Origin of the sequence: Flavobacterium maritimum (assembly GCF_040049085.1) — a bacterium.
GTDB lineage: Bacteria > Bacteroidota > Bacteroidia > Flavobacteriales > Flavobacteriaceae > Flavobacterium > Flavobacterium maritimum.
Genome location: NZ_JBDLZY010000001.1, coordinates 296,787 through 319,248, shown reverse-complemented (window position 1 = coordinate 319,248; position 22,462 = coordinate 296,787). Strand labels below are relative to the sequence as shown.

22 protein-coding genes are annotated in these 22,462 nt (G+C 35.1%); 14 read left to right on the top strand and 8 right to left on the bottom strand.

The annotated features are described in order from the left end of the window. Nucleotides 1–4: 4 nt before the first annotated feature. The 5 genes from ABEB23_RS01395 to ABEB23_RS01375 all read right to left on the bottom strand — a co-directional run bounded on the left by ABEB23_RS01395 (nt 5) and on the right by ABEB23_RS01375 (nt 5,142). A complete protein-coding gene (locus tag ABEB23_RS01395; protein WP_348810586.1) occupies nt 5–820 on the bottom strand; it encodes a rhomboid family intramembrane serine protease in 816 nt (271 codons plus the stop codon). Further along, nucleotides 817–2,667 carry a DNA mismatch repair endonuclease MutL gene (gene mutL / locus ABEB23_RS01390; RefSeq protein ID WP_348810585.1) on the bottom strand — a complete coding sequence of 617 codons (1,851 nt, stop codon included), beginning with the start codon at nt 2,665–2,667 and terminating at the stop codon, nt 817–819. Before mutL ends, ABEB23_RS01395 begins: the two co-directional genes overlap by 4 nt. A gap of 174 nt (nt 2,668–2,841) precedes the next feature. After that, nucleotides 2,842–3,528 carry a DUF6624 domain-containing protein gene (locus ABEB23_RS01385; protein WP_348810584.1) on the bottom strand — a complete coding sequence of 229 codons (687 nt, stop codon included), beginning with the start codon at nt 3,526–3,528 and terminating at the stop codon, nt 2,842–2,844. Nucleotides 3,529–3,678: 150 nt separating this feature from the next. Then, nucleotides 3,679–4,251 carry a 6,7-dimethyl-8-ribityllumazine synthase gene (gene ribH / locus ABEB23_RS01380; RefSeq protein ID WP_348810583.1) on the bottom strand — a complete coding sequence of 191 codons (573 nt, stop codon included), beginning with the start codon at nt 4,249–4,251 and terminating at the stop codon, nt 3,679–3,681. 117 nt (nt 4,252–4,368) lie between these two features. After that, nucleotides 4,369–5,142: a tetratricopeptide repeat protein gene (locus tag ABEB23_RS01375; protein WP_348810582.1), complete on the bottom strand. Its 774-nt coding sequence runs from the start codon at nt 5,140–5,142 to the stop codon at nt 4,369–4,371. A gap of 246 nt (nt 5,143–5,388) precedes the next feature. Here ABEB23_RS01375 and recF point away from each other — a divergent pair, with 246 nt between their 5' ends. The 10 genes from recF to ABEB23_RS01325 all read left to right on the top strand — a co-directional run bounded on the left by recF (nt 5,389) and on the right by ABEB23_RS01325 (nt 14,010). Beyond that, nucleotides 5,389–6,468: a DNA replication/repair protein RecF gene (gene recF, locus ABEB23_RS01370; RefSeq protein ID WP_348810581.1), complete on the top strand. Its 1,080-nt coding sequence runs from the start codon at nt 5,389–5,391 to the stop codon at nt 6,466–6,468. Between the two features lie 83 nt (nt 6,469–6,551). Beyond that, a complete protein-coding gene (locus ABEB23_RS01365; protein WP_348810580.1) occupies nt 6,552–7,250 on the top strand; it encodes a thioredoxin domain-containing protein in 699 nt (232 codons plus the stop codon). A 7-nt stretch (nt 7,251–7,257) separates the two neighbouring features. Next, nucleotides 7,258–7,935, top strand: a complete 678-nt coding sequence (locus ABEB23_RS01360) for a DUF2461 domain-containing protein (protein WP_348810579.1) — start codon at nt 7,258–7,260, stop codon at nt 7,933–7,935. A 9-nt stretch (nt 7,936–7,944) separates the two neighbouring features. Further along, on the top strand, nt 7,945–9,012 hold the full coding sequence (locus ABEB23_RS01355) for a glycosyltransferase family 4 protein (protein ID WP_348810578.1): 1,068 nt from the start codon (nt 7,945–7,947) through the stop codon (nt 9,010–9,012). Between the two features lie 111 nt (nt 9,013–9,123). Then, nucleotides 9,124–10,149 carry a UDP-N-acetylmuramate dehydrogenase gene (gene murB, locus ABEB23_RS01350; RefSeq protein ID WP_348810577.1) on the top strand — a complete coding sequence of 342 codons (1,026 nt, stop codon included), beginning with the start codon at nt 9,124–9,126 and terminating at the stop codon, nt 10,147–10,149. Between the two features lie 31 nt (nt 10,150–10,180). After that, the gene (locus tag ABEB23_RS01345) at nt 10,181–10,627 is read left to right on the top strand and encodes a GNAT family N-acetyltransferase (protein ID WP_348810576.1); all 447 of its coding nucleotides are present in this window, start codon (nt 10,181–10,183) and stop codon (nt 10,625–10,627) included. A gap of 11 nt (nt 10,628–10,638) precedes the next feature. Next, nucleotides 10,639–11,253 carry an FMN-binding negative transcriptional regulator gene (locus tag ABEB23_RS01340; RefSeq protein ID WP_348810575.1) on the top strand — a complete coding sequence of 205 codons (615 nt, stop codon included), beginning with the start codon at nt 10,639–10,641 and terminating at the stop codon, nt 11,251–11,253. A 73-nt stretch (nt 11,254–11,326) separates the two neighbouring features. Further along, nucleotides 11,327–12,433 carry a glycosyltransferase gene (locus ABEB23_RS01335; protein WP_348810574.1) on the top strand — a complete coding sequence of 369 codons (1,107 nt, stop codon included), beginning with the start codon at nt 11,327–11,329 and terminating at the stop codon, nt 12,431–12,433. Then, on the top strand, nt 12,424–12,975 hold the full coding sequence (locus tag ABEB23_RS01330) for an RNA polymerase sigma factor (RefSeq protein ID WP_348810573.1): 552 nt from the start codon (nt 12,424–12,426) through the stop codon (nt 12,973–12,975). The genes ABEB23_RS01335 and ABEB23_RS01330 overlap by 10 nt, the downstream gene beginning before the upstream one ends. A gap of 204 nt (nt 12,976–13,179) precedes the next feature. Beyond that, nucleotides 13,180–14,010, top strand: coding sequence for an energy transducer TonB (locus ABEB23_RS01325; protein WP_348810572.1), 831 nt, complete (start codon nt 13,180–13,182; stop codon nt 14,008–14,010). A gap of 65 nt (nt 14,011–14,075) precedes the next feature. Here ABEB23_RS01325 and ABEB23_RS01320 read toward each other — a convergent pair whose 3' ends face one another. Then, nucleotides 14,076–14,951, bottom strand: coding sequence for a M48 family metalloprotease (locus ABEB23_RS01320; protein WP_348810571.1), 876 nt, complete (start codon nt 14,949–14,951; stop codon nt 14,076–14,078). 347 nt (nt 14,952–15,298) lie between these two features. On the opposite strand from ABEB23_RS01320, the gene lipA reads away from it, so the two are divergent. The 3 genes from lipA to ABEB23_RS01305 all read left to right on the top strand — a co-directional run bounded on the left by lipA (nt 15,299) and on the right by ABEB23_RS01305 (nt 19,436). Then, nucleotides 15,299–16,168 (top strand): lipoyl synthase, encoded by an 870-nt coding sequence (lipA, locus tag ABEB23_RS01315; protein WP_348810570.1) that lies wholly within the window; start codon nt 15,299–15,301, stop codon nt 16,166–16,168. A 74-nt stretch (nt 16,169–16,242) separates the two neighbouring features. After that, nucleotides 16,243–17,235, top strand: coding sequence for a type I glyceraldehyde-3-phosphate dehydrogenase (gene gap, locus ABEB23_RS01310; RefSeq protein WP_348810569.1), 993 nt, complete (start codon nt 16,243–16,245; stop codon nt 17,233–17,235). A 38-nt stretch (nt 17,236–17,273) separates the two neighbouring features. Further along, nucleotides 17,274–19,436, top strand: a complete 2,163-nt coding sequence (locus tag ABEB23_RS01305; protein WP_348810568.1) for a tetratricopeptide repeat-containing hybrid sensor histidine kinase/response regulator — start codon at nt 17,274–17,276, stop codon at nt 19,434–19,436. Nucleotides 19,437–19,441: 5 nt separating this feature from the next. Here ABEB23_RS01305 and ABEB23_RS01300 read toward each other — a convergent pair whose 3' ends face one another. Together ABEB23_RS01300 and lpxK are read right to left on the bottom strand one after the other, a co-directional pair. Next, nucleotides 19,442–20,254, bottom strand: coding sequence for a purine-nucleoside phosphorylase (locus ABEB23_RS01300; RefSeq protein ID WP_348810567.1), 813 nt, complete (start codon nt 20,252–20,254; stop codon nt 19,442–19,444). Next, nucleotides 20,226–21,269, bottom strand: coding sequence for a tetraacyldisaccharide 4'-kinase (lpxK, locus tag ABEB23_RS01295; protein WP_348810566.1), 1,044 nt, complete (start codon nt 21,267–21,269; stop codon nt 20,226–20,228). The genes ABEB23_RS01300 and lpxK overlap by 29 nt, the downstream gene beginning before the upstream one ends. A 97-nt stretch (nt 21,270–21,366) precedes the next feature. Here lpxK and ABEB23_RS01290 point away from each other — a divergent pair, with 97 nt between their 5' ends. Further along, nucleotides 21,367–22,461 carry a Nif3-like dinuclear metal center hexameric protein gene (locus tag ABEB23_RS01290; protein ID WP_348810565.1) on the top strand — a complete coding sequence of 365 codons (1,095 nt, stop codon included), beginning with the start codon at nt 21,367–21,369 and terminating at the stop codon, nt 22,459–22,461. Nucleotide 22,462 lies beyond the last annotated feature (1 nt).

The following is a 22,462-nucleotide window of genomic DNA, read 5'->3' as shown; positions in this document are numbered from 1 at the left end:
CAACTTAGTTCCAACGGTTTCTATTGAATTGATTTTTCTTCCAATACCACATCATCAAAAACCCAAACAAAGCACCTCCGATGTGAGCAAAATGGGCAATTCCAGTGCTTCCTTCACCAAAAATCGAACTTCCCTTAAATCCTAAAAATAAATCCATTGCTAATAATCCTGGTACAAAATATTTTGCTTTTATCGGAATTGGAATAAACATTAAAGCCAATTCCGCATTAGGAAACATGAAAGCAAAAGCAGTTAACAAACCATAAATGGCTCCTGAAGCACCTACCATAGGGATTTGGTTATTCCTTGCCGCCAAAAAAAGTGCATCAAAACTTTCTTGATTTAACAACTTTAGTTTTCCAACATCTTCTAAAATGCTAACAATATCTTTCTCGAATAAATCAGGACGATAAACCTGATTATCAGAAATTGTTGCATTCAGAATTTTATTCAAAGTCTCATTAGAAAGGTGCAAATCAGAAGCGGCAGATAAGATGTTTTGAAGTTCATAATACCCAATACCTAAATGTAAAAAAGCAGCCCCTAATCCACACGAAATATAAAAAAACAAGAATTTTTTTCCTCCCCAAAAATGTTCCAATGTAGACCCAAAAGAATACAAAGCAAACATATTAAAGGCAATATGCATAATATTACCATGCATAAACATATGAGTGAAAAGTTGCCAAATTTTAAAATCATAATTTTGAAAAGAATGCAAAGAAAAGTAAACCTCTGCCTGAGGAACTAATTGACTACAAATAAAAAACAAAACATTTATTATCAATAATTGTTTAACAACTGGCGTAATATTCATCATAATGCAAATTTTTTATCTAAATCTTCCACACGCATCGTGATGAAAGTTGGTTTTTGAAATGGGGAAACATTTGGGTCTTTACAGGCAAAAAGGCCGTTTACTAAATTTTCCTGTTCTTTTTCTGTTAAATATGTACCGGTTTTAACAGCCAAACTTTTGGCCATTGATTTGGCAATCGTGTCGTTTTGACTGAAACTGCTTTCCGGAATGCCATCTTGTAAATCGCTTAATAATTGTTCCAACAAGATAGAGACTTCGCTTTCGGTTACATTCACCGGAATACCCGAAATGACAATATGGTCCTCGTCACTTTCTTCAAATACAAATCCTGTATTCATCAGGGAAAGTTGCAATTCTGTGATCAATTCCATTTCTGCATTCGAAAAAAACAAATTCAAAGGAAACAACAACTGCTGACTTGAGGCTTGATGAACAGTCATATTTGTCAAAAATTGTTCATACAAAACCCGTTGATGCGCCCGTTGTTGATCAATGATTACCATACCTGATTTTATAGGCGAAACAATATATTTTTTATGGATCTGATAGGTTTTATGTACAACTTGCTCTACCTCCTCATCATTAAATAAAGACGAAGTTACCTCTTCATTCTCAAATGAAAAATCACTGTTCACAGCAAATGATTCTGCGTCATGCTTTAATCCCACATACAAACTTTCCCAATTGGCCGCAGGTTCGGGTTTTCTGTAACTGGAAAATTGTTTACTGGGCTTATCCTCCGCAAAAGGATTAAAATTACTATCTACCTGAATCGTTGGTGTCTCTCCTTCCAAATCTTTGTAATGGTAAGGTGTGTCTAAATTAGCATCCCGGTCGAAATCCAAAACAGGGGCTACATTAAATTGTCCCAAACTATGTTTAATGGAAGCTCTCAAAATAGCATACAAGGCCTGCTCATCATCAAACTTAATTTCCGTTTTTGTTGGATGTATATTGATATCGATCGTATTGGGAGGCAATGTCAAATATAAAAAATAACTCGGTTGCGATCCGTCTTTCAAAATTCCGTCATAAGCAGCCATCACAGCATGATGCAAATAACCACTTTTAATGAATCGGTCATTCACAAAGAAAAACTGTTCTCCTCTATTTTTTTTCGCAAATTCCGGTTTGCTCACAAATCCCTGAATGCTTACAATCTCGGTTTCTTCCTGAACAGGAACCAATTTTTCATTGGTTTTACCCGAAAAGACATTTACAATTCGTTGTCTCAAAGTCGCAGAAGGCAAATTAAACATTTCGCTTCCATTATGGTAAAACGAAAAATGTATCTTAGGATGTGCCAAGGCCACTCGCTGGAATTCATCAATAACATGACGGTACTCCACGATATCCGACTTCAGGAAATTACGACGGGCCGGAATATTAAAAAACAAATTCTTCACCGCAAACGAAGTCCCCTTTGGCAAAACGGCTACTTCTTGCGATACAAACTTACTTCCTTCAATAATGATGTGTGTTCCCAGTTCCTCCTGGTCTTGTTTGGTTTTCATTTCGACATGGGCAATAGCTGCTATAGAAGCCAATGCCTCGCCACGAAAACCTTTAGTATGCAATGAAAATAAATCTTCCGCCTGACGGATTTTTGAAGTAGCGTGACGCTCAAAACACAAACGGGCATCAGTCACAGTCATCCCTAAACCATTATCAACCACTTGAACCAATGACTTTCCTGCGTCTTTGATAATTAATTTAATATCAGTTCCTCTCGCATCGACAGCATTTTCCAGTAATTCTTTTACTACTGAAGCGGGTCTTTGAACGACTTCTCCAGCCGCAATTTGATTGGCAACATGATCAGGAAGCAATTGAATAATACTCGACATTAATTTTATGTTTGGGGTTTGGGTTATAACTTTTGATTTAAAAACAAAGATTACAAATTTAATGAATTTCTATTGGCTTTTGTGATTTAGAAAACTATAAAAAAACAAAAAAACTTAACAGGCTGTATAAGAGATTCAGCCCTTTTCAAAATCAGTCCTGTTGTCCGAATTGAATTACTTCATATTGTTGATTTCTTCAAGAGTATAGACTTTATATTCAATTCCCATCCTCTTAGCATTCTCTTCAACAGTATTTGTAAAGCCAACTTTTTTTCTGAGTTCATTCACCAATTCTGGATTTTTGATTGGAGGAATATAATTAAAATACTCTTCCTTGCCCGTTTCCTTATTTATGATTTTTATCATCGCTCCTTGTGTACCATAAATTTGTTCCTTCCCCTGAGAAGTTAATAATCTGTCGTGCATCATTGCAAAGCGCGTAAATGGAATTTCATTTTTATTTGCTGCGTCTTGAATTAAAGGAAAGTACTTAGGGATTTGATTGGAGTGTTGAATCACATACCAAGCAGCTTCATTAGTGGGCTCTCCGACAAGTGTTTTTCCGGGATACCCATGTATTGAAATTATTTTTTCAACTTTTTTAATATTTAAACTATCTTGTTGCAGCATGATTCCCCAAATATTCCGTCTTAAATCGTCTTGGGAATAACCTGTCTCTTGCTGAATTTGAATCTTTCTTGATTCTGTCGTTTCCGAATCAATATATTCTCTAAGAATTTGATCCGATGTTAAAATCAAGTCCAATTCCTTTTTTAAACTTTGGTCTATTCCGTTTTGGGCCTGAGTACATCCAAAAATGAATATTAGAAAAATGTGAATAGAATATTTTTTCATTGACATAAATAATAGATTTAAACGACCAAAATGACAAACCAAATTTAATGAATTTAACAGGATGTACCTGACTTGACGTTTCACAATAAAATCATAAAAAAAACCTATACTATTTTAAGAAAAAGCATAGGTTTTAAAAAATCTATTTTGTCTTTATTATTCTTCTAATTCCAGAGGCAAATTTTCAATTCGTAATGCTCCTGCAGATAACAAATGTTGATTATCGATTTGGTGAGACAAAGAAGCCTGCTGACGAATGTAAGCCATTTTTATAGCTGCAATAGCTGCTTCAGTTCCTTTGTTACCATGAACTCCGCCGCTTCTGTCTATAGACTGCTGCATCGTATTATCGGTAAGAACACAAAATATAACCGGAATATCCGTTTGAACATTTAAGTCTTTTATTCCTTGCGTTACTCCTTCACAAACAAAATCAAAATGTTTGGTCTGACCTTGAATAACACAACCTATAGTAATCACCGCATCAACATTTTGCGTTTGCAACATTTTTTTGGCGCCATAAATAAGCTCAAAACTTCCCGGAACATTCCATCGGATAATATGTTGTGGCGGCACTTGATTCTCTATAAGCGTTTCGAATGCTCCATTAAAAAGACCTTCTGTTATAGTGTCATTCCATTCAGAAACAACGATTCCAAAACGAAATTCTCTCGCATCCGGAACGGTGTTTTTGTCGTAATCAGATAAATTTTTATTTTCAGTAGCCATCTTTAAAGTTATTTTTGATGTTAAAAGTAAAAGTAAAGGTTAGAAACTACAAGTTAATAGAAAAAATCCAAACTTTACGTAATTTCTAACCTTTATTTTAAGAACTCTAATCTTGTATTACTGCGCTAATCCGATCAAAACATCCACAGAAGCTGCTTCCGGAGTAGCGTCAAAATTTTCTTTTATGTCTGTAAAATATTTCAAAGCCTCTTCTTTATTTCCTAATGCCAAAGCTACTTTTCCTGCTTTCATTAAGAAACGTGGAGTAGTGAAATCATTTTTACTTGATTCAGCTGCTTTTATGTAATTTTCCAAAGCTTCTTTTGGTTGATTTTTTTGAGAATAAGCATCCCCTATTGCACCTTTTGCTAAAGCACTCAAAATAATATCCTCAGAACTGAATTTACCTAAATAATCAATAGCCTCATCATATTTACCTGTATTCAAATAAGCAATACCTGCATAATAATTAGCCAAGTTTCCTGCATCTGTTCCTGAATATTCGTCAGCAATTTTCACAAAACCAAATTTACCTTCAGAACCATTCAATGATAATTTATACAATGAGTCACTGGCAACTCCGTCTGTAGCTTTTTGGAAATTTTGTTGAGCAATAAACATTTCATTAGCTGCTTCATCTTCTTTTGGAGTAGCAACAAACTTTTGAAAAGCTAAATAACCAACAGTCACTAATGCAACACCGGCAACTAATCCAATAATTATTTTCTGGTTTTTAGCTACCCAATCCTCAGTTTTTGATGCAGTTTCATCTAATTTTGAAAATACTCCAGCAGTTGCGCTGTCTTTTTCATCAATCTTAACCTCTTCAACAACCTCTTTTACTTCTTTTTCTTTTGGTGCTTTATATCCTCTTTTACTATAAGTAGCCATTTACATTTTAATTTAGTGAGTGGCAAAAATAAAATTTTTATTCAAACCGACGTAAAAAAAATTGAATTTATATTCAAATAAAAAAAATATTTTTTCATGATGTCATTTCTTTTACTATAAAGACAAAATATTTATCATTGAAAACAGCTAAAAGTCTTATTTATCGATAATTTTCAATAATTTGCACCGGTTTTAGAACAGCCAATCAAAAACAAAAAGAATCCCATTTTTCACTATACTTTTTAAATGTATTTAAAAAAAATTTCATTATTTAACTACAAAAACTTTTCCGAAGCCAATTTTGAGTTTGACGGCAAGATCAATTGTTTTGTAGGCAGAAACGGCATTGGAAAAACCAACGTTTTGGACGCCATTTACCATTTATCGTACGGGAAAAGTTATTTTAACCCACTAGCTGTTCAGAATATTAAACACGGAGAAGAGTTTTTTGTAATTGATGCCGAGTTTGAAAAAAACGAAAGAAACGAACAAATCGTCTGCAGTCTGAAAAAAGGACAAAAGAAAATATTGAAACGCAACGGCAAAGCCTATGACAAGTTCTCGGATCATATTGGTTTTGTTCCATTAGTTATTATTTCTCCTGCCGACAGGGATTTGATCGTAGAAGGAAGCGAGACCAGAAGAAAATTCATGGACAGCGTTATCTCGCAATTGGACTCCCATTATTTACAACAACTTATTCAGTACCAAAAAGTAATGAGTCAACGTAATGCTTTACTGAAATATTTTGCCTTGAATCATGTTTTTGAAAAAGATACCTTATCTATATATAATGAACAACTAAACAGTTTTGCACATTATATTTTTGAAAAAAGAAAATCATTCATTGAGGAGTTCATTCCTATTTTCAATACCCATCATCAGGCCATAACCGGATCACAAGAGACCGTTCAACTGGTTTATGAAAGTCATTTGTACGAGAATGATCTGTTAACCCTTTTACAGGAAAACATCAATAAAGACAGAGCTTTGCAATATACCAGTGTGGGTACCCATAAAGACGATTTGTCTTTTGAAATCGACCACCATCCAATAAAGAAATTTGGATCACAAGGCCAACAAAAATCATTTCTGATTGCTTTAAAGCTGGCACAATTTGAATTTTTAAAAAAACAGAGTGGTGTTAAACCCATTTTGCTTTTTGATGATATCTTTGATAAATTAGACGAAAGCCGGGTAGCCAAAATCGTAGAGATGGTGAACAGCGACACTTTTGGACAACTCTTTATTTCCGATACTCATCCTGAACGAACAGAAACTATTGTAAAATCAACGCATCAGACGTATAAAATTTTCAATTTATAACTTTTATTTAATAATTTAAAAAGTTATGAAAACTGAAAAATCAATTACTTTTGCCTATCAATTCTTTTAAAAATTCAATCCAAATGAAATTTCAACCTATATTTTTAGTCCTAATATCTTTTTTGGTTTTATCCTGTAACGGACAGACTTCAAAAAACATCACTACCATTGACCCGGTGACCTTTTCGAAAAAAATACAAGAGACTCCAAACCCTCAAATTCTGGATGTACGTACTCCTGAAGAATATGCTTCAGAACATATTGATAAAGCCGAAAATGTAAATTGGCTTAGCGATGATTTTGTAGCAAACACTGCAAAATACGATAAAACAAAACCTGTTTTTGTCTACTGCAAAAGTGGAGGAAGAAGCCAGAAAGCTGCAGCAAAATTGGCTGAATTAGGCTTTACAACCATTTATGAATTAGACGGTGGAATCCTAAAATGGAGTGCTGCCGGGCTTTCTAAACCAAGTGATAAAATCGTAGGAATCACCAGTCAGGACTACGCCAAACTATTGAATACAGACAAAAAAGTACTGATTAACTTTTACGCGGAATGGTGTGCCCCTTGCAAAAAAATGTCCCCTTATGTTTTGCAAATGCAAAAAGACATGGCTGATACAGTCGTTATCGTTCGATTGGATGCCGATAAAAATAAAAGCATCGTTTCAGAAATGAAAATAAGTGAACTTCCTACCTTATTATTGTACGAAAACAAAGAAGTAAAGTGGAAACACTCTGGTTTTATAAGTGAAGTTGATTTAAAAAAACAATTACAATAGTTTCAAAATGCTTTCAAAAGAAACCCTACAATTTCTGGATGATCTAAAAGCCAATAACAATCGGGATTGGTTTCAAGACAATAAAAAAAGATACGAGGCCTTAAAAAAAGAGTATCAGCAACTTGTTTCTGATTTTCTGGATGCCATGAAACCTTTGGACCCTTCGTTAGAAATGCTTGAAGTAAAAAACTGCACTTTCAGAATTAACCGTGATATTCGTTTTTCAAAAGACAAATCACCTTACAAAACCCATTTGGGCGTTTGGATTTCTTCGGGACAAAAAGGCCTGAATCGATCCGGTTATTACGTTCACATTCAAAATGGAGGCAGCTTTATCGCTGGTGGTTTGTATTGCCCCGAATCTGAAGATCTAAAAAAAATGCGCAAGGAAATAGCCTTTTTCCATGAAGATCTGGAAGAAATCCTTGCTGAAAAAAAATTCAAAAAAGAATTTAACTCTTTTGACAGAAACGAAGCCAATACACTGAAAAACCCTCCGAGAGGGTATGAAAAAGACCATCCTGCCATCGAATTACTTAAACTAAAAAGTTTTGAATGCAGTCAAAAATTTGATATTTCAGAAGTTACAAAAAAGGATTTTGTTGCGACCATGAGCCAAAAACTAATCACCTTAAAGCCTTTGAACGAATTCATCAACAGAGCCTTAACTTCAGATGAATTCTAATTTACAGTAATGAAAAAAAGAAAGATACTTTTTCTTGGAGAATCCTACAGAGCTGACGCCATCACTTGGATGAATGGTTTGAAAGAGTTTGGTGATTTCGAAATCATTTGTTGGGAATTAAAAACTCCAAGTAAAAGCATGGTGGATCGAATGAAAAGATTTTTTGAGTTTGCATTCACGCTTTCTAAAATCAAAAAAATAATCAAACAGCATCAACCTGATATGGTTATTGCTGAAAGAACCACCAGTTATGGCTTTTTGGCCGCCTTATCTGGTGTACAACCGGCAGCTATTGCGCAACAAGGAAGAACCGATTTATGGCCAGACCACTCTATTTCATTACCCCTTAAAAAACGCATTCAGCGTTATGCCTTTAAAAAAGCAGATTTAATACATGCTTGGGGCCCTGTAATGACTGTTTCAATGAAAGCGGCACAAGTAGACATGTCTAAAGTTTTGGTGCTCCCAAAAGGAATTAATTTGGAAGTATTTAAAAGCAAAAACAGCATTAATCCCGAAAAAATAAATGCCATTGTAACCCGATCCTTGTCACCAGAATACCGCCACGATGTTATTTTGAATGCATTTTCTATCCTGCATCAAAAAGGACTGGATTTCAAATTAACGATTGTGGGCGACGGAACGCAGCTTCACATTTTAAAAGATTTGGCACAAAAATTAAATATTGAGGATAAAGTTACTTTTACGGGACGCATTCCAAATACTGAATTACCTGAATTGCTGCAAGAATCTGATTTTTATATCAGTATGCCCATAACCGAAGGAGTTTCAGCCTCATTGTTTGAAGCAATGGCCAGCGGCTGCTATCCTGTTGTAACCGATATTGCAGGAAATCAAAGTTGGGTAACCCATCGTGAAAACGGACAACTAATCTCTATGGATGATTCCAAAATGCTCGCGGAAGAATTACTATGGTCATTTAAAAACCCTGAACATCGTAACGAAGCCGTATTAAAAAACAGAAGATTCGTAGAAGAAAACGCTAATTATTCGACCAATATGAAAATCATTGCGGATAAATACCACGAATTAATCAACACATTTAAAACCAATTAAATCTGTTTGGTTTTAATTGAAACTTGTATCCTGATCTAAAAAAACAAACAACTAAATTTAAATTCCTATTTTTGGTCTGGAATTTAACACTTCAAAAAAGCCTTTTCTTGTATGGAAATACTAACTAATTTTTCTCTAAAAAACTTCAATACATTTGGCATAGAAGCCAAAGCAAAACAATTTGTTGCGGTTCATTCTTCAACAGAACTGAAAACTATTTTAGAACAAAACAAATCGCAGAAAAAATTTATTCTGGGCGGTGGCAGCAATATGCTTTTGACAAAAGATATCGATGCACTTGTCATTCATGTCGATTTGAAGGGCAAAAAAGTCAAAGAAGAAAATGATGATTTTGTTTGGGTAGAAAGTCAGGCAGGTGAAAACTGGCATGAATTCGTACTTTGGACAATTGACCAAAATTTTGGAGGATTAGAAAACATGTCTTTGATTCCAGGAAATGTCGGAACCACTCCGGTACAGAATATTGGCGCTTATGGCACCGAAATTAAAGACACTTTTGTTTCCTGTGAAGCAATGACGATAGAAAATCAGGAAGTAAAAACCTTCACAAATTCAGAATGTCATTTTGGATATAGAGAAAGTGTTTTCAAAAACGAAGTAAAAAATCAATATATAATCACTTCAGTTGTTTTCAAACTAACCAAACGCAACCATAAAATCAATACCTCGTACGGGGACATTAAAGCCGAATTAGCTAAAAACAATCCCGAAGCTTCAGGACAAACTCCGACTTTAAAGGACGTCAGTAATGCTGTAATCGCCATTCGAAAAAGCAAATTACCGGATCCCAAAGAATTAGGAAACAGTGGAAGTTTCTTCAAAAACCCAATACTTCTAAAAACTGATTTCGAAAAAATTCATCAAAAATTTCCAGAAATGAGATTCTTTGATATTTCAGAAACCGAAGTCAAAGTACCTGCAGGCTGGCTGATTGAACAGGCTGGTTTAAAAGGGAAACGCTTTGGAGATGCCGGAATTCACAAAAATCAAGCCCTTGTTTTAGTCAATTATGGAAATGCAACAGGCCAAGAAATTTTGAATGTTTCTAAAATCGTCCAAGAAACCGTCTTCGATACATTCGGCATCCAAATAGAAGCCGAAGTGAATATAATATAGACTTTGCAATAACTGTACATTTATAAAAAAAATGCTGGTAATAAAAATTTCAAATCCCAATAATCCCGGCACCTCTTCCATAATAGAAGAGTTATCCCAAAATCTTTTCGAACGATTTGGAAGCGATGGTAAAAACTCCTTTACAGATTGGGAAGAAAACAACCTTAAATATCTATTTGTTGTAGCGGAATTAAACGATGAAATTGTGGGATGTGGAGCAATCAGGCCACTTTCAAAAAAAACGGGAGAGGTAAAAAGGATGTTTGCCAAATACCCCAGAAAAAGTATTGGAAAATCCATTTTGTTATTTTTAGAAACAAAGGCAAAAGAACTGGATTATGAAGAACTTGTTTTAGAAACAAGAGTAAAAAACGAAGAAGCCTGCAAATTTTATCTGAATGCAAACTATATAAAAATTCCAAATTACGGCAAATATGCAAACCGTTTAGACGCGGTTTGTTTTCAAAAAACACTTTAAAACCACAAGCAATGTACACTCCCGATATTTATAAAAACGAAAATCAAGAAGAAATTGAACTTTTTCTGAAAGAAAACAGTTTTGGTATTCTTATCAATCAAACGGATGGAAAATTGTGCGCAACCCATATCCCGTTAGAACTGGACATCAATAAAGAAGGAAAACAAATTTTACACGGACATCTTTCCAAAGAGAATCCACAATGGAAAGGATTTGCAGAAAAGGACCAGATTTTAGCTGTTTTTTCCGGTCCACATGCCTATATTTCTTCCTCATGGTACGACCACGAAAACGTCCCAACCTGGAATTATATCGCTGTACATGTCTACGGAAAAATCAAAATCATTGAAGGAGAAGCTGTGATTGCATCCCTAAAAAAACTAACTGATAAATATGAGGCCAAATCTGAAAACCCGGTTCGCATAGAAGATTTATCAAAGAAAACAATGATGCAAACCAGAGGAATTGTCGGCTTTGAAATCGAAATAACAGCAATTCAGGCCACAAAAAAAATGTCCCAAAATCGCGATGATAAAAATTATCAAAATATCATTACAGAATTAGAAAAAACAGAAAACACACAAGCTGTTGCTGTTGCAAAAGAAATGTCAAAATGCCGAAAGTAATTAGCAATTGGCATTGAAATTTAACAATTCATAATTACCTTTGCACACGATTTAAAAAAGACATTCAACTCAGATGCTCACATTTACTTTATATTCATTCATTTCCGTCGTTGTCATCCAACTTGCTTATTATCTGGGCATTTTTGGAAAATTTGCTTTTGCCAAAGCGCAAAAGACTGTACCAAAAAAGCTTCCGATATCCGTAATTGTTTGCGCTAAAAATGAAGAAGAAAATGTAAAGAATTTCATTCCGTTGCTTGCGGAGCAAGATTATCCCGATTTTGAAATCGTACTGATTGATGATGCTTCAAGCGATGATACTCTGGAGGTTTTTGAAGCGTTTGAAAAACAATACCCAAATGTACGTTTGGTAAAAGTAAAAAATAACGAAGCTTTTTGGGGCAATAAAAAATATGCGCTGACATTGGGAATAAAAGCGGCAAAAAAAGAATATTTATTATTTACCGATGCTGACTGTTACCCTGCCTCAAAAGACTGGATTACAGCAATGAGTTCTCAATTCACCTTGCACAGAACCATTGTTTTGGGTTATGGAGGCTATGAAAAAATTGTCAATTCATTTTTGAATAAAATAATCCGTTTTGAAACACTATTAACAGCTATTCAATACTTTTCTTGGGCAAAATTAGGCCTTCCGTACATGGGAGTAGGAAGAAATATGGCTTACAAAAAAGAAGAATTTTTTAATGTAAATGGTTTTATAGAGCATATTCAGATTCGTTCAGGCGACGATGATTTATTTATTAATCAGGCCGCAAATGGCCAAAATGTAGCCATTGCCTACTCGCCGGAAAGTTTTACCTATTCCAAACCAAAAACTTCTTTCAAAGACTTTTTTACGCAAAAAAGAAGACATGTTGCTACTGCAAATTATTACAAACGAACCGATAAGTTTCAATTAGGACTTTTCTATTGTTCTCAATTGTTATTCCTAATACTGCCTATCCTATTATTGGCGTTTCAGTTTCAATGGATATTGGTAGTGAGTTTAATTGGGCTTAGATACCTTGCCGCTTGGATTGTTGTTGGATTTTCTGCAGGAAAATTAAAAGAAAATGATTTAAAATTTTGGTTTCCTATTGTCGAAATAGTACTTATATTCACACAAATTAATATCTTTATAACTAATATATTCTCAAAACCGGTACATTGGAAATAAATAAACAAATAGAAAAAGCAAAAAAAGGAGATCAAGCAGCCTTTACTTTTCTATTGGATTATTATTGGAATGAAGTGTATGGCTTTATGCTAAAACGCACCGAAAACGAAACTACCGCCGAGGATATCACCATTGAGACCTTCTCGAAAGCCTTTGACAAAATAGGAACCTACAATCCCGAATTTCAGTTTAACACCTGGCTTATCGCTATTGCAAAAAATGTCCACATCGATTTATTACGAAAAAAGAAAACAAATCTTTTTATCGAAATTACCGATGAAGAAGACCAACAAGCGTATAACATTGCCGACACTACTCCATCGGCAGAAGATGAATTAATTACAGAACAAAATCTTTCACAGTTACTGCAATTCATCAAAGAATTAAAACCCGCCTATCAAGAAGTAATTCAGATGCGCTATTTCCAGGAATTGAGTTATCAGGAAATTGCCAACAAAATTGACGAGCCTTTGAGCAATGTCAAAATCAAACTGCTGCGCGCCAAAAAATTATTAGCTGAAATCATTCAGCGCAGAAGATAATTACTGATTTTCAGTATGTAGGAATTACCTTTTACTCTTCAATTCATAACCCTTTCCAACTAAAATACATTGTTTCGCATTTTTATGTTAAAATTGTTAACTAATAATCGCAAATTTAAATACTAAACTAAATATTTCTAACGTTATATGTTAAAAATACCAGCTTATGATTTGATCGTTACCTAACCATTAAAACCATCAATTATGTCAAATTTAAGTATTTACGAGACCCGCTGGATTAACCTTGTTTTTGAAGGAAAGAACAAAGAGTATGGCGCCTACCAATTGCGCCAACAAAGTACACAAACATCTGTTTTGGCATTTTTCACCGGGCTGCTCTTTTTAGCTTCGGCTGTAGCTATTCCAGTACTTATTAATTATTTCAGTCCCGAAAGTAAAATCGAAATTGATCTTCCCGAATTTACAAGCAGGACAATTGAATTATCTGACATTGTTCCTATTGAGGTAAAAAAAACGGTACCACCGGTGCTTCCGGAAGTAAAAAGTCAGGCTCCGGATGTGCCCATCCAAAAGGACCAACTAATCAATCCAATTATAACCAAGTCTTCTGAAGACGTTCCTGATATTGCAAAAAATACGGAAAACTTTGATTCTACAACAATTCCCTCAGACGGAAAAGGAGTCGTTGCCGCAAATGCAAGCCCTGCCCCTTCCGGTAGCGGGACCGAGGCAATAAACACTGCCGACATCGGCAATGCAATTGTAGCTAGTGTTGCCCTGGATAAACTTCCTGAGTTTCCGGGAGGAATCAATAAATTCTACAATTATGTGGGTAATAACTTTGAAAGACCAGATATTGACGCAATCAATAGTATTAGAGTATTTGTGTCTTTTGTGATCGAAAAAGACGGTACGATGACTGATATTCAAGTAAAAAAAGATCCCGGTTATGGATTAGGTAAGGAAGCTGTTCGCGTTTTAAAATCCTTGAAAACAAAATGGTCTCCAGGAATGATACAGGGAAAAGCGGTACGAACTGCTTACAATCTCCCAATTACTATACAAATCAATTAGAATAAATCCTAAAAACAAAAAAGCAGAACTTTCAGTTCTGCTTTTTTGTTTAGCTTAAAAAATTACTATTTAGTGGTTTTTTTAGTCGTTTTTTTGGTAGATTTCTTAGTTGTCTTTTTTGTGGTTTTAACAACTGGTGGAGCTGCTTTTATCTGAACATATGGTTTGTACAGTCCATCTTTTTCAGCTCTTTGTTTTGCCAATTCCGCTCTTTCTTTGGAATCAGGATGTGAACTCATCATTTTTTCAAGAAAAGAAGCTTCGGTTCCTTCGCTCATTTTTGCCAAAATAGAAAAAGCCGAAGAAACTGCATTGACATTATAACCATTTTTTTTCATGAAGTTATACGAGAACTCATCCGCTTCTGCCTCTTGAGTTCTACTGTGTTTACTGTCAATCATAGCGCTACCCAATTTTGCTAATTGACTATCTGTTACACTTGCAATACTATTAGATTGTGAAGCTGCAGCATCTATCAAAGCTTCTTTTTTATAAGCCGCTTTCACTGCGTCGCGAGAATCATGATTCGCTACATGACCAATTTCATGCCCAATAACAGCCAGTAATTCATTATCATCCATGATATCCATCAAACCGGAGTAAACACGCACACTTCCGTCTGCCGTAGCAAAGGCATTCACCTCATTCAATTTATACACTTTGTAATTGAGCGTGTACCCTTCTCCTGTTGTATACTTTCCAAATACTTTATTAAGTCGAATTGTGTACGAATCATTTGGCCCTGTAACAATGTGCTCCGCATCCATTTTATCTACAGCTGCTTTAGACAAAGCGGCAGCATCAGCATCACTAAAAGTAAATCCTGTCACCCCTTTTTGAACGGCACCTAATGCCTTTTCGCCCAAATTAATTTGTGCATTAGCTTTTAAAAGCCCCATCATAACAAGAACTATGCACGATACTATCGATTTCTTTTTCATTTTTTTATCTATTTTGAGTGTCAAATATACTATTTTCTACTAAAATGCTTTCGCCATTTCTTACAAAAATCAATAGCAAAATTACATCTGTCGTTCCCTATATCCCAGCCCGGATAGCAGTGAAAACCCTTGTTTGCTGAAATGGTATTTTTTCTTGACCAAAAAGAGCGACCGACAGAAGCTCCTTTATGGTCTTAGAAAAAACCTGTTTCAGCAAACAAGGTTGAAACGTATAGCCGGAAATAGCTTCTGAAAATAATTACAATTTGGATCCATAATTTCCTATTTCTTAAACCCCATTTCTTAAATCAACTTTCCTTATCTTTGCGCATTGAAAAAATGATTTTATGGAAACGGTTTTAGAAAATACGATGCCAGTCGGAAAACCAAAATGGTTGAAGGTTAAACTTCCGATTGGTCAAAAATATACAGAACTTCGAGGCTTAGTTGACAAGTACAGTCTGAACACTATTTGTACCTCAGGAAGTTGCCCAAATATGGGTGAATGTTGGGGAGAAGGAACAGCAACATTTATGATTTTAGGAAATGTATGTACCCGTTCTTGTGGCTTTTGCGGTGTAAAAACCGGAAGACCGGAAACCGTAGATTGGGATGAGCCGGAAAAAGTGGCACGTTCCATCAAAATAATGAATATTAAGCATGCTGTAATCACCAGCGTTGACAGAGATGATTTGAAGGATGGCGGTTCTATTATTTGGATAGAAACTGTAAAAGCAATCCGAAGAATGAATCCTACGACTACTCTGGAGACTTTGATACCGGATTTTCAAGGAATTGAAAGAAATCTGGACCGAATCGTGGAAGCGAATCCCGAAGTAGTTTCCCATAATGTAGAAACAGTGCGCAGACTTACCCGTGAAGTCCGTATCCAGGCAAAATATGACCGAAGCCTTGAAGTTTTGAGATACCTGAAAGAAAAAGGAATCAACAGAACCAAATCTGGAATCATGCTTGGTCTTGGTGAAGAAGAAGAAGAAGTTTTTCAAACTATGAGAGATTTACGTGCCGCGAATGTTGATGTGGTTACCATTGGACAATACTTACAACCCAGCAAAAAACATTTGCCTGTGAAGGAATTCATCACTCCGGAACAGTTTGCTAAATATGAAAAATTCGGGTTGGAATTGGGTTTCCGTCATGTTGAAAGCGGACCATTAGTTCGTTCTTCTTATAAAGCACAAAAACATATATTATAGTCGAAAGTCGCAAAGTCAGAAAGTCGAAAGACCTTAACTGACTTTATACTTTAGATTTTAGGAACTTAAAACTTATGACAAGAATTGCCATTAATGGTTTTGGAAGAATTGGACGAAATTTATTCCGATTACTTTTGAATCATCCCAGTATAGAAGTAGTTGCCATCAATGATATTGCCGACAAGAAAACTATGGCTCACTTAGTGAAATACGATAGTATTCACGGTGTTTTACCTTTCGAAGTGGATCATGATGAAAAAGGAATTATTGTAGATGGAAACCATTTTTTGTTTTTTCATGAAAAAAGCATTTCAAATCTGGATTGGAAAAGCATCGATATTGATTTTGTAATTGAGTCCACTGGAAAATACAAAACTTTCGAAGAGTTAAATGCCCATATTTTGGCTGGAGCCAAAAAAGTAATTCTTTCAGCACCCTCTGAAGTAGACACGATAAAAACGGTTGTTTTGGGTGTAAATGAGCATATTCTGGACGGAACCGAAACCATCATATCAAACGCAAGCTGTACAACCAATAACGCAGCGCCAATGATAAAAATCATTGATGAACTTTGTGGTATTGAGCAGGCCTACATAACAACCATCCATTCCTTTACCACCGATCAGAGTTTACATGACCAGCCTCACAAAGACTTACGAAGAGCAAGAGGTGCCAGTCAGTCCATAGTGCCTACAACTACCGGAGCGGCAAAAGCTTTGACTAAAATATTCCCTGATTTGCAAAATAAAATAGGAGGTTGCGGTATTCGAGTTCCTGTTCCTGATGGTTCCCTGACTGATATTACCTGCAATGTGAAACGTGTTGTCTCCATTGATGAAATAAATAATGCTTTCAAAATTGCCTCCCAAACTAATCTAAAAGGCATTTTAGATTATACAGAAGATCCAATTGTGTCAGTTGATATTATTGGTAACAAAAAATCCTGTATATTTGATGCACAACTAACTTCGGTTATTGACAAAATGGTAAAAGTCGTGGGTTGGTATGATAATGAAATAGGATATTCTTCGAGAATAATTGATTTAATACTTTTGACAAGAAAATAAGAAATAAGGCCCCTAATTGAGAAATAAACATACTATTAATGAAATACATTTTCATTTTAATTCTTTTTTTAAATACTATACTGTATTCTCAAACAAAAAAGGAAACAGATAGTATAGCTTTTTATTCCAATTTGGCTACTTATAATACCCAAATAAACAATTCTAAAAACGCCATTTATTACACACAAAAAGCAATCGATTTTTGTGTGACCATTAATGATTTAAAAGCGCATACCTACCAAGTTTTTAAATTAGCCAAAATTTTTTATAATCAGAATTCTTATGAAAATGCGACTAGAAATTTTCACAAAAGCATCTTTTTATACAAAACCTTAGCTCCTACTTCAACCATTGCAGCCGCCTATCATTACCTTGGTTTAATTAATATTGAAAAGGAAAAATATACGCTCGCCCGGGTTTATTTCGACAAATCCAATTCCATTTACAAGAATCTTAAAATTCATGATACCTCGGAAGAATTAAATCTTCAAAAAGGAATGGCATACAAATTCAAAAAAAAGTATGACTCAGCCTCATTAATTTTCAAAGGAATTGTACAAAAACCGGACAATCAAAACAATCTGAAATCCAAAGCTGAAGCTTTTTATCAGTTGGGAACTATTGAGCTCAATAAAAAACGAACTGATTCTGCATTGTATTACCTGGAAAATGCTTTAGAATCGAATGCAAAAATTAATGATTTAGACCAAAAATCAAAAATCATATTGGCTTTTAGCAAAAGCTACAAGGAAAGGAAAGATTTTGACAGAGCCTACACCTACCTAGATGAACACTACCTGTTGAAAGACCGCATTTCTAAAATGAATAGTGCTAAACTAAGCATGGAAGATTTTACAAGATTCAAAAAAAATGAATCCGTAAACGCGGCAATACAAAGAGAAAAAGAATATCATGAACAGCAGAAAACATACAAATATTCTAAACTAATCAGTATTCTGGCAATCGCTTTAATTACCATTTTGTCCTTATTGAGTTTATCGCTTTATAAAAACAATATTATTCGTAATGAATCCAATTTACTGTTAAAAGAAAAAAACAATGAATTGATTATTGCGAAAAACAATGCCGAAAAAGCCTCAAAAGCAAGATCGGAATTCCTTTCGACGGTGAGTCATGAGCTTCGTACTCCTTTGAATGCCATAAACGGAATCACTCATTTGTTATTGGAAGAAAATCCAAAGAAATCCCAATTGAACTATTTGGCCTCATTACAATTTTCAGGAAATTATTTATCGAAATTCATTAATGAAATTCTGGAAATCAATAAGATTGAATCCAATAAAATCGAAATTGAGAATATCAGTTTCAATCTTAAAGAATTATTGGAAAACATCCAAAATTCGCTAAAAGAGTTAGCAGTCACAAACAACAATAATTTTGTTCTTGAAATTGACGATAGTATCCCTGATTATTTGACAGGAGATCCAACAAAGTTGTCACAAATATTCCTGAATTTAATCAATAATGCCCTAAAATTCACTAAAGACGGTGACGTAACCGTAATTGCCAGACTTCATTCATCTGAGGAAGAAAAAGCCGTTATTTATTTTGAAGTTGTCGATACAGGAATTGGAATTCCAAAAGAGAAACTCCAAACTGTTTTTGATAGTTTTTCACAAGGTTCTATAGAAGTAAATCGAAAATACGGGGGAACGGGCTTAGGATTAACCATCGTAAGAAAGCTGGTTAAAATTCTGGGAGGAAAAATCAAACTGGAAAGCACTGTTGGCGAAGGCTCCTCATTTTCATTCAAATTACAATTTAAAATCGATTCAAAACCAGTTGCTGTTGAACAAAAGACCGAAAAGTACAGCACATTACTGAACAACAAAAAAATCCTGTTGATTGAAGACAACAAGATCAATCAAATGATTACCAAAAGAATGCTCGAGAACAAGGGGATTTTTTGTGATATAATCGATAATGGTGAAGATGCCATTGAAGCCGCAAGACTCAATCAATACGACCTGATTCTAATGGATGTACACTTACCCGGAATAAACGGAACCTTGGCCACCAAACAAATACGGGAATTCGACACCAGCACACCTGTTATTGCGCTTACGGCCATCTCATTGGACGAAAACAGGGAAATGTTACTATCTTTTGGAATGAATGATGTGATAACAAAACCATTCTCTCCTGAAGATTTTTACATGATTATTTCCCAATACATTTAAAAAGGTTAATATCTTACAATCAACTCTTTTATTAAATTCCTAACATTTGGTTCTGCTTTTTTCGCGGCTTCCAAAACTTCATCATGCGAAACCGTATCGATATTTTCTTCATCACCCATGTCGGTAATTACCGAAACACCAAAAGTTTCCACATCCATATGACGAGCCACGATTACCTCGGGCACAGTTGACATTCCAACACAATCAGCTCCCAAAATCTTAACCATTCGGTATTCAGCCAAGGTTTCAAAAGTAGGCCCCTGCAGCCCCAAATAAATTCCATCGTGAACTTCAATATTCAAATCAATCGCAATTTCTTTTGCTTTAACAATCATTTTTCGCGAATAAGGTTCGCTCATGTTTACAAAACGAGGGCCAAAACGTTCGTCATTTTTTCCACGTAAAGGATGTTCAGGCGCCATATTAATATGATCTTTAATAATCACAATAGAACCCACCTTATAATTTGGATTCACACCTCCGGAGGCATTTGATACGATTAATTTTTCGACACCCAGATACTTCATAACCCGAACCGGAAAAGTAACCTCTTTCATAGAATAACCTTCATAGAAATGAAAACGACCTTGCATAGCCACCACTTTTTTATCTCCGATAGTTCCAAAAACCAACGCTCCCTTATGACCTAGAACTGTCGAAACCGGGAAATTCGGAATTTCATCATACGGTAAAGTGAACGCCACTTGCATATCATCTGTAAAACTTCCTAAACCAGAACCTAATATCACGCCATATTCCGGACTGAAATTGGTGCTGTTTTTTATATAACTAACTGTTTCCTGAACTTTTTCCCACATAATTTAAAATAGTTTTATCAAAATTATTTCCCGAAGTATCAGGACCGGAAATAAACAAACTCTTTATAGGCAGGTAGAATAACTGTGCCGCCAAATCAGAGTTTTTCAACCTGACATAATCTTTCTCGGTAGTAATAATGATTTTGTTTTGAGCTTTATTTTTAATGTCTAAAATATCTTTCTCCGTAAAATGATGGTGATCCGGATACGTCAAACAGTCCTGCTGATTCGCATTTGATTTCAAATAAGTAAAAAAGGGCTCTGGCTTTGCAATTCCAGCCAAAAGCAGTTGATTATCCTTTTGAATCTCACTGACAGGCATTTTTTTATTTTCCGAATAAATACAATCATCGTATGCTATAAAGGTAAAATATAATTCTTGATTTGAAGAAAGATTCAGTTTGCTTTTTATACTATTTTGCTCTTCAACAGAAAGATTCTCAGGACATTTCGTTACGATAACAACATCAGCTCTTTTCGCGCCACTCCTCCACTCTCGCAAATTTCCCGTAGGAAGCATAAAATCATCTGAATACAAATCTCCGTAAGAGGTGAGCAAAATATAAAAACCCGCTTTAACTTTACGATGTTGAAAAGCATCATCCAGCAAAATAACATCCGGTTTTATGGCTTGTGACAATAATTGTTCAATACCGTTTTTTCTATTGGCATCTACAGCAATCTGAATTGTTGGGAATTTTTCAAAAAATTGAAAAGGCTCGTCTCCAAGTATTTCAGCATTCGAACTTGAATCGGCCAAAACAAAACCTTTTGATTGTCTTTTATAACCACGGCTTAACGTCGCTGTTTTGTATTTATCCGAAAGCAACCGAATCAAATATTCTATTTGGGGGGTCTTTCCCGTACCGCCAACACTAAGATTTCCAACAGCGATAATGGGCAAATCGAAAGTATAGGATTTTAGAAATCCTTTATCAAATAGTAAATTCCGAATACTGGTGATGATCCCATATAAAATGGCAAATGGAAACAGTATTTTTCGTAGTAAATTCATTATACGAAAGTATAATATTTTATTTTAAAGTTGATTTCTTTATTCGTTAATTTGTTTATTCGAAAATCCAGAATTTAACAATCAAAAATCTGATGTTATGAAGATAAAAGAAATAATTTCCGTGCTCGAAGAAATGGCTCCACTCGCTTATGCCGAAGATTTTGACAATGTCGGTTTATTGGTTGGAGATCAAGACACAGAAGCAACTGGCGTTTTGGTATGTCACGATGCTTTAGAAAATGTGATTGATGAAGCGATTTCGAAAAAATGCAATTTAGTAGTGTGTTTCCATCCCATATTATTTTCCGGCTTAAAGAAAATAACGGGGAAAAACTATGTGGAACGTGCTGTTATCAAAGCCATCAAAAATGACATCGCAATTTATGCCGTTCACACCGCTTTAGACAATCATCAGGAAGGCGTAAATAAAATATTTTGTGATGCTCTGGGTTTGAAAAAAACGAAAGTTTTAGTTCCGAAACAACATTTCATTCGAAAATTAATCACCTACACCATTCCTGAAAATGCCGAAGAAGTACGAAATGCAATGTTTGATGCTGGAGCAGGAGCGATTGGAAATTACGAAAACTGCAGTTTCAACTCCAAAGGAATCGGAACCTACATGGGCAATGAACACAGTAATCCCCAGGTTGGTGAACGCTTCGAGTTTGTGCAGGGAGACGAAATCAAAATAGAAGTAACTTTCGAAAAACATTTGGAAAACAAAATTTTGAAAGCACTTTTTAGAAGCCATGCCTATGAAGAAGTGGCCTATGAAATTTACGACTTACAAAACGCACATCAAAATATTGGTCTGGGAATGGTTGGAGAACTCGAAACGCCAATGACTGAAAAAGATTTTCTTTTGTTTGTAAAAGAAAAAATGCAATCGGATGGCATCAGACATTCTAACTTTACAGGTTCAACAATAAAAAAAGTAGCCGTTCTTGGCGGAGCAGGAAGTTTTGCCATAAAAAATGCGATTCAGAGTGGCGCAGATGCTTTTTTAACCGCTGATTTAAAATACCATCAGTATTACGAAGCCGAAAACAAGTTACTTTTGGCCGATATTGGACATTTTGAAAGCGAACGGTATACAAAAAATTATATTGTTGACTTTCTTCGGAAAAAAATCCTTAATTTTGCATTCATTTTATCAGAAGAAAATACAAATCCAGTTAAGTACTTATAGA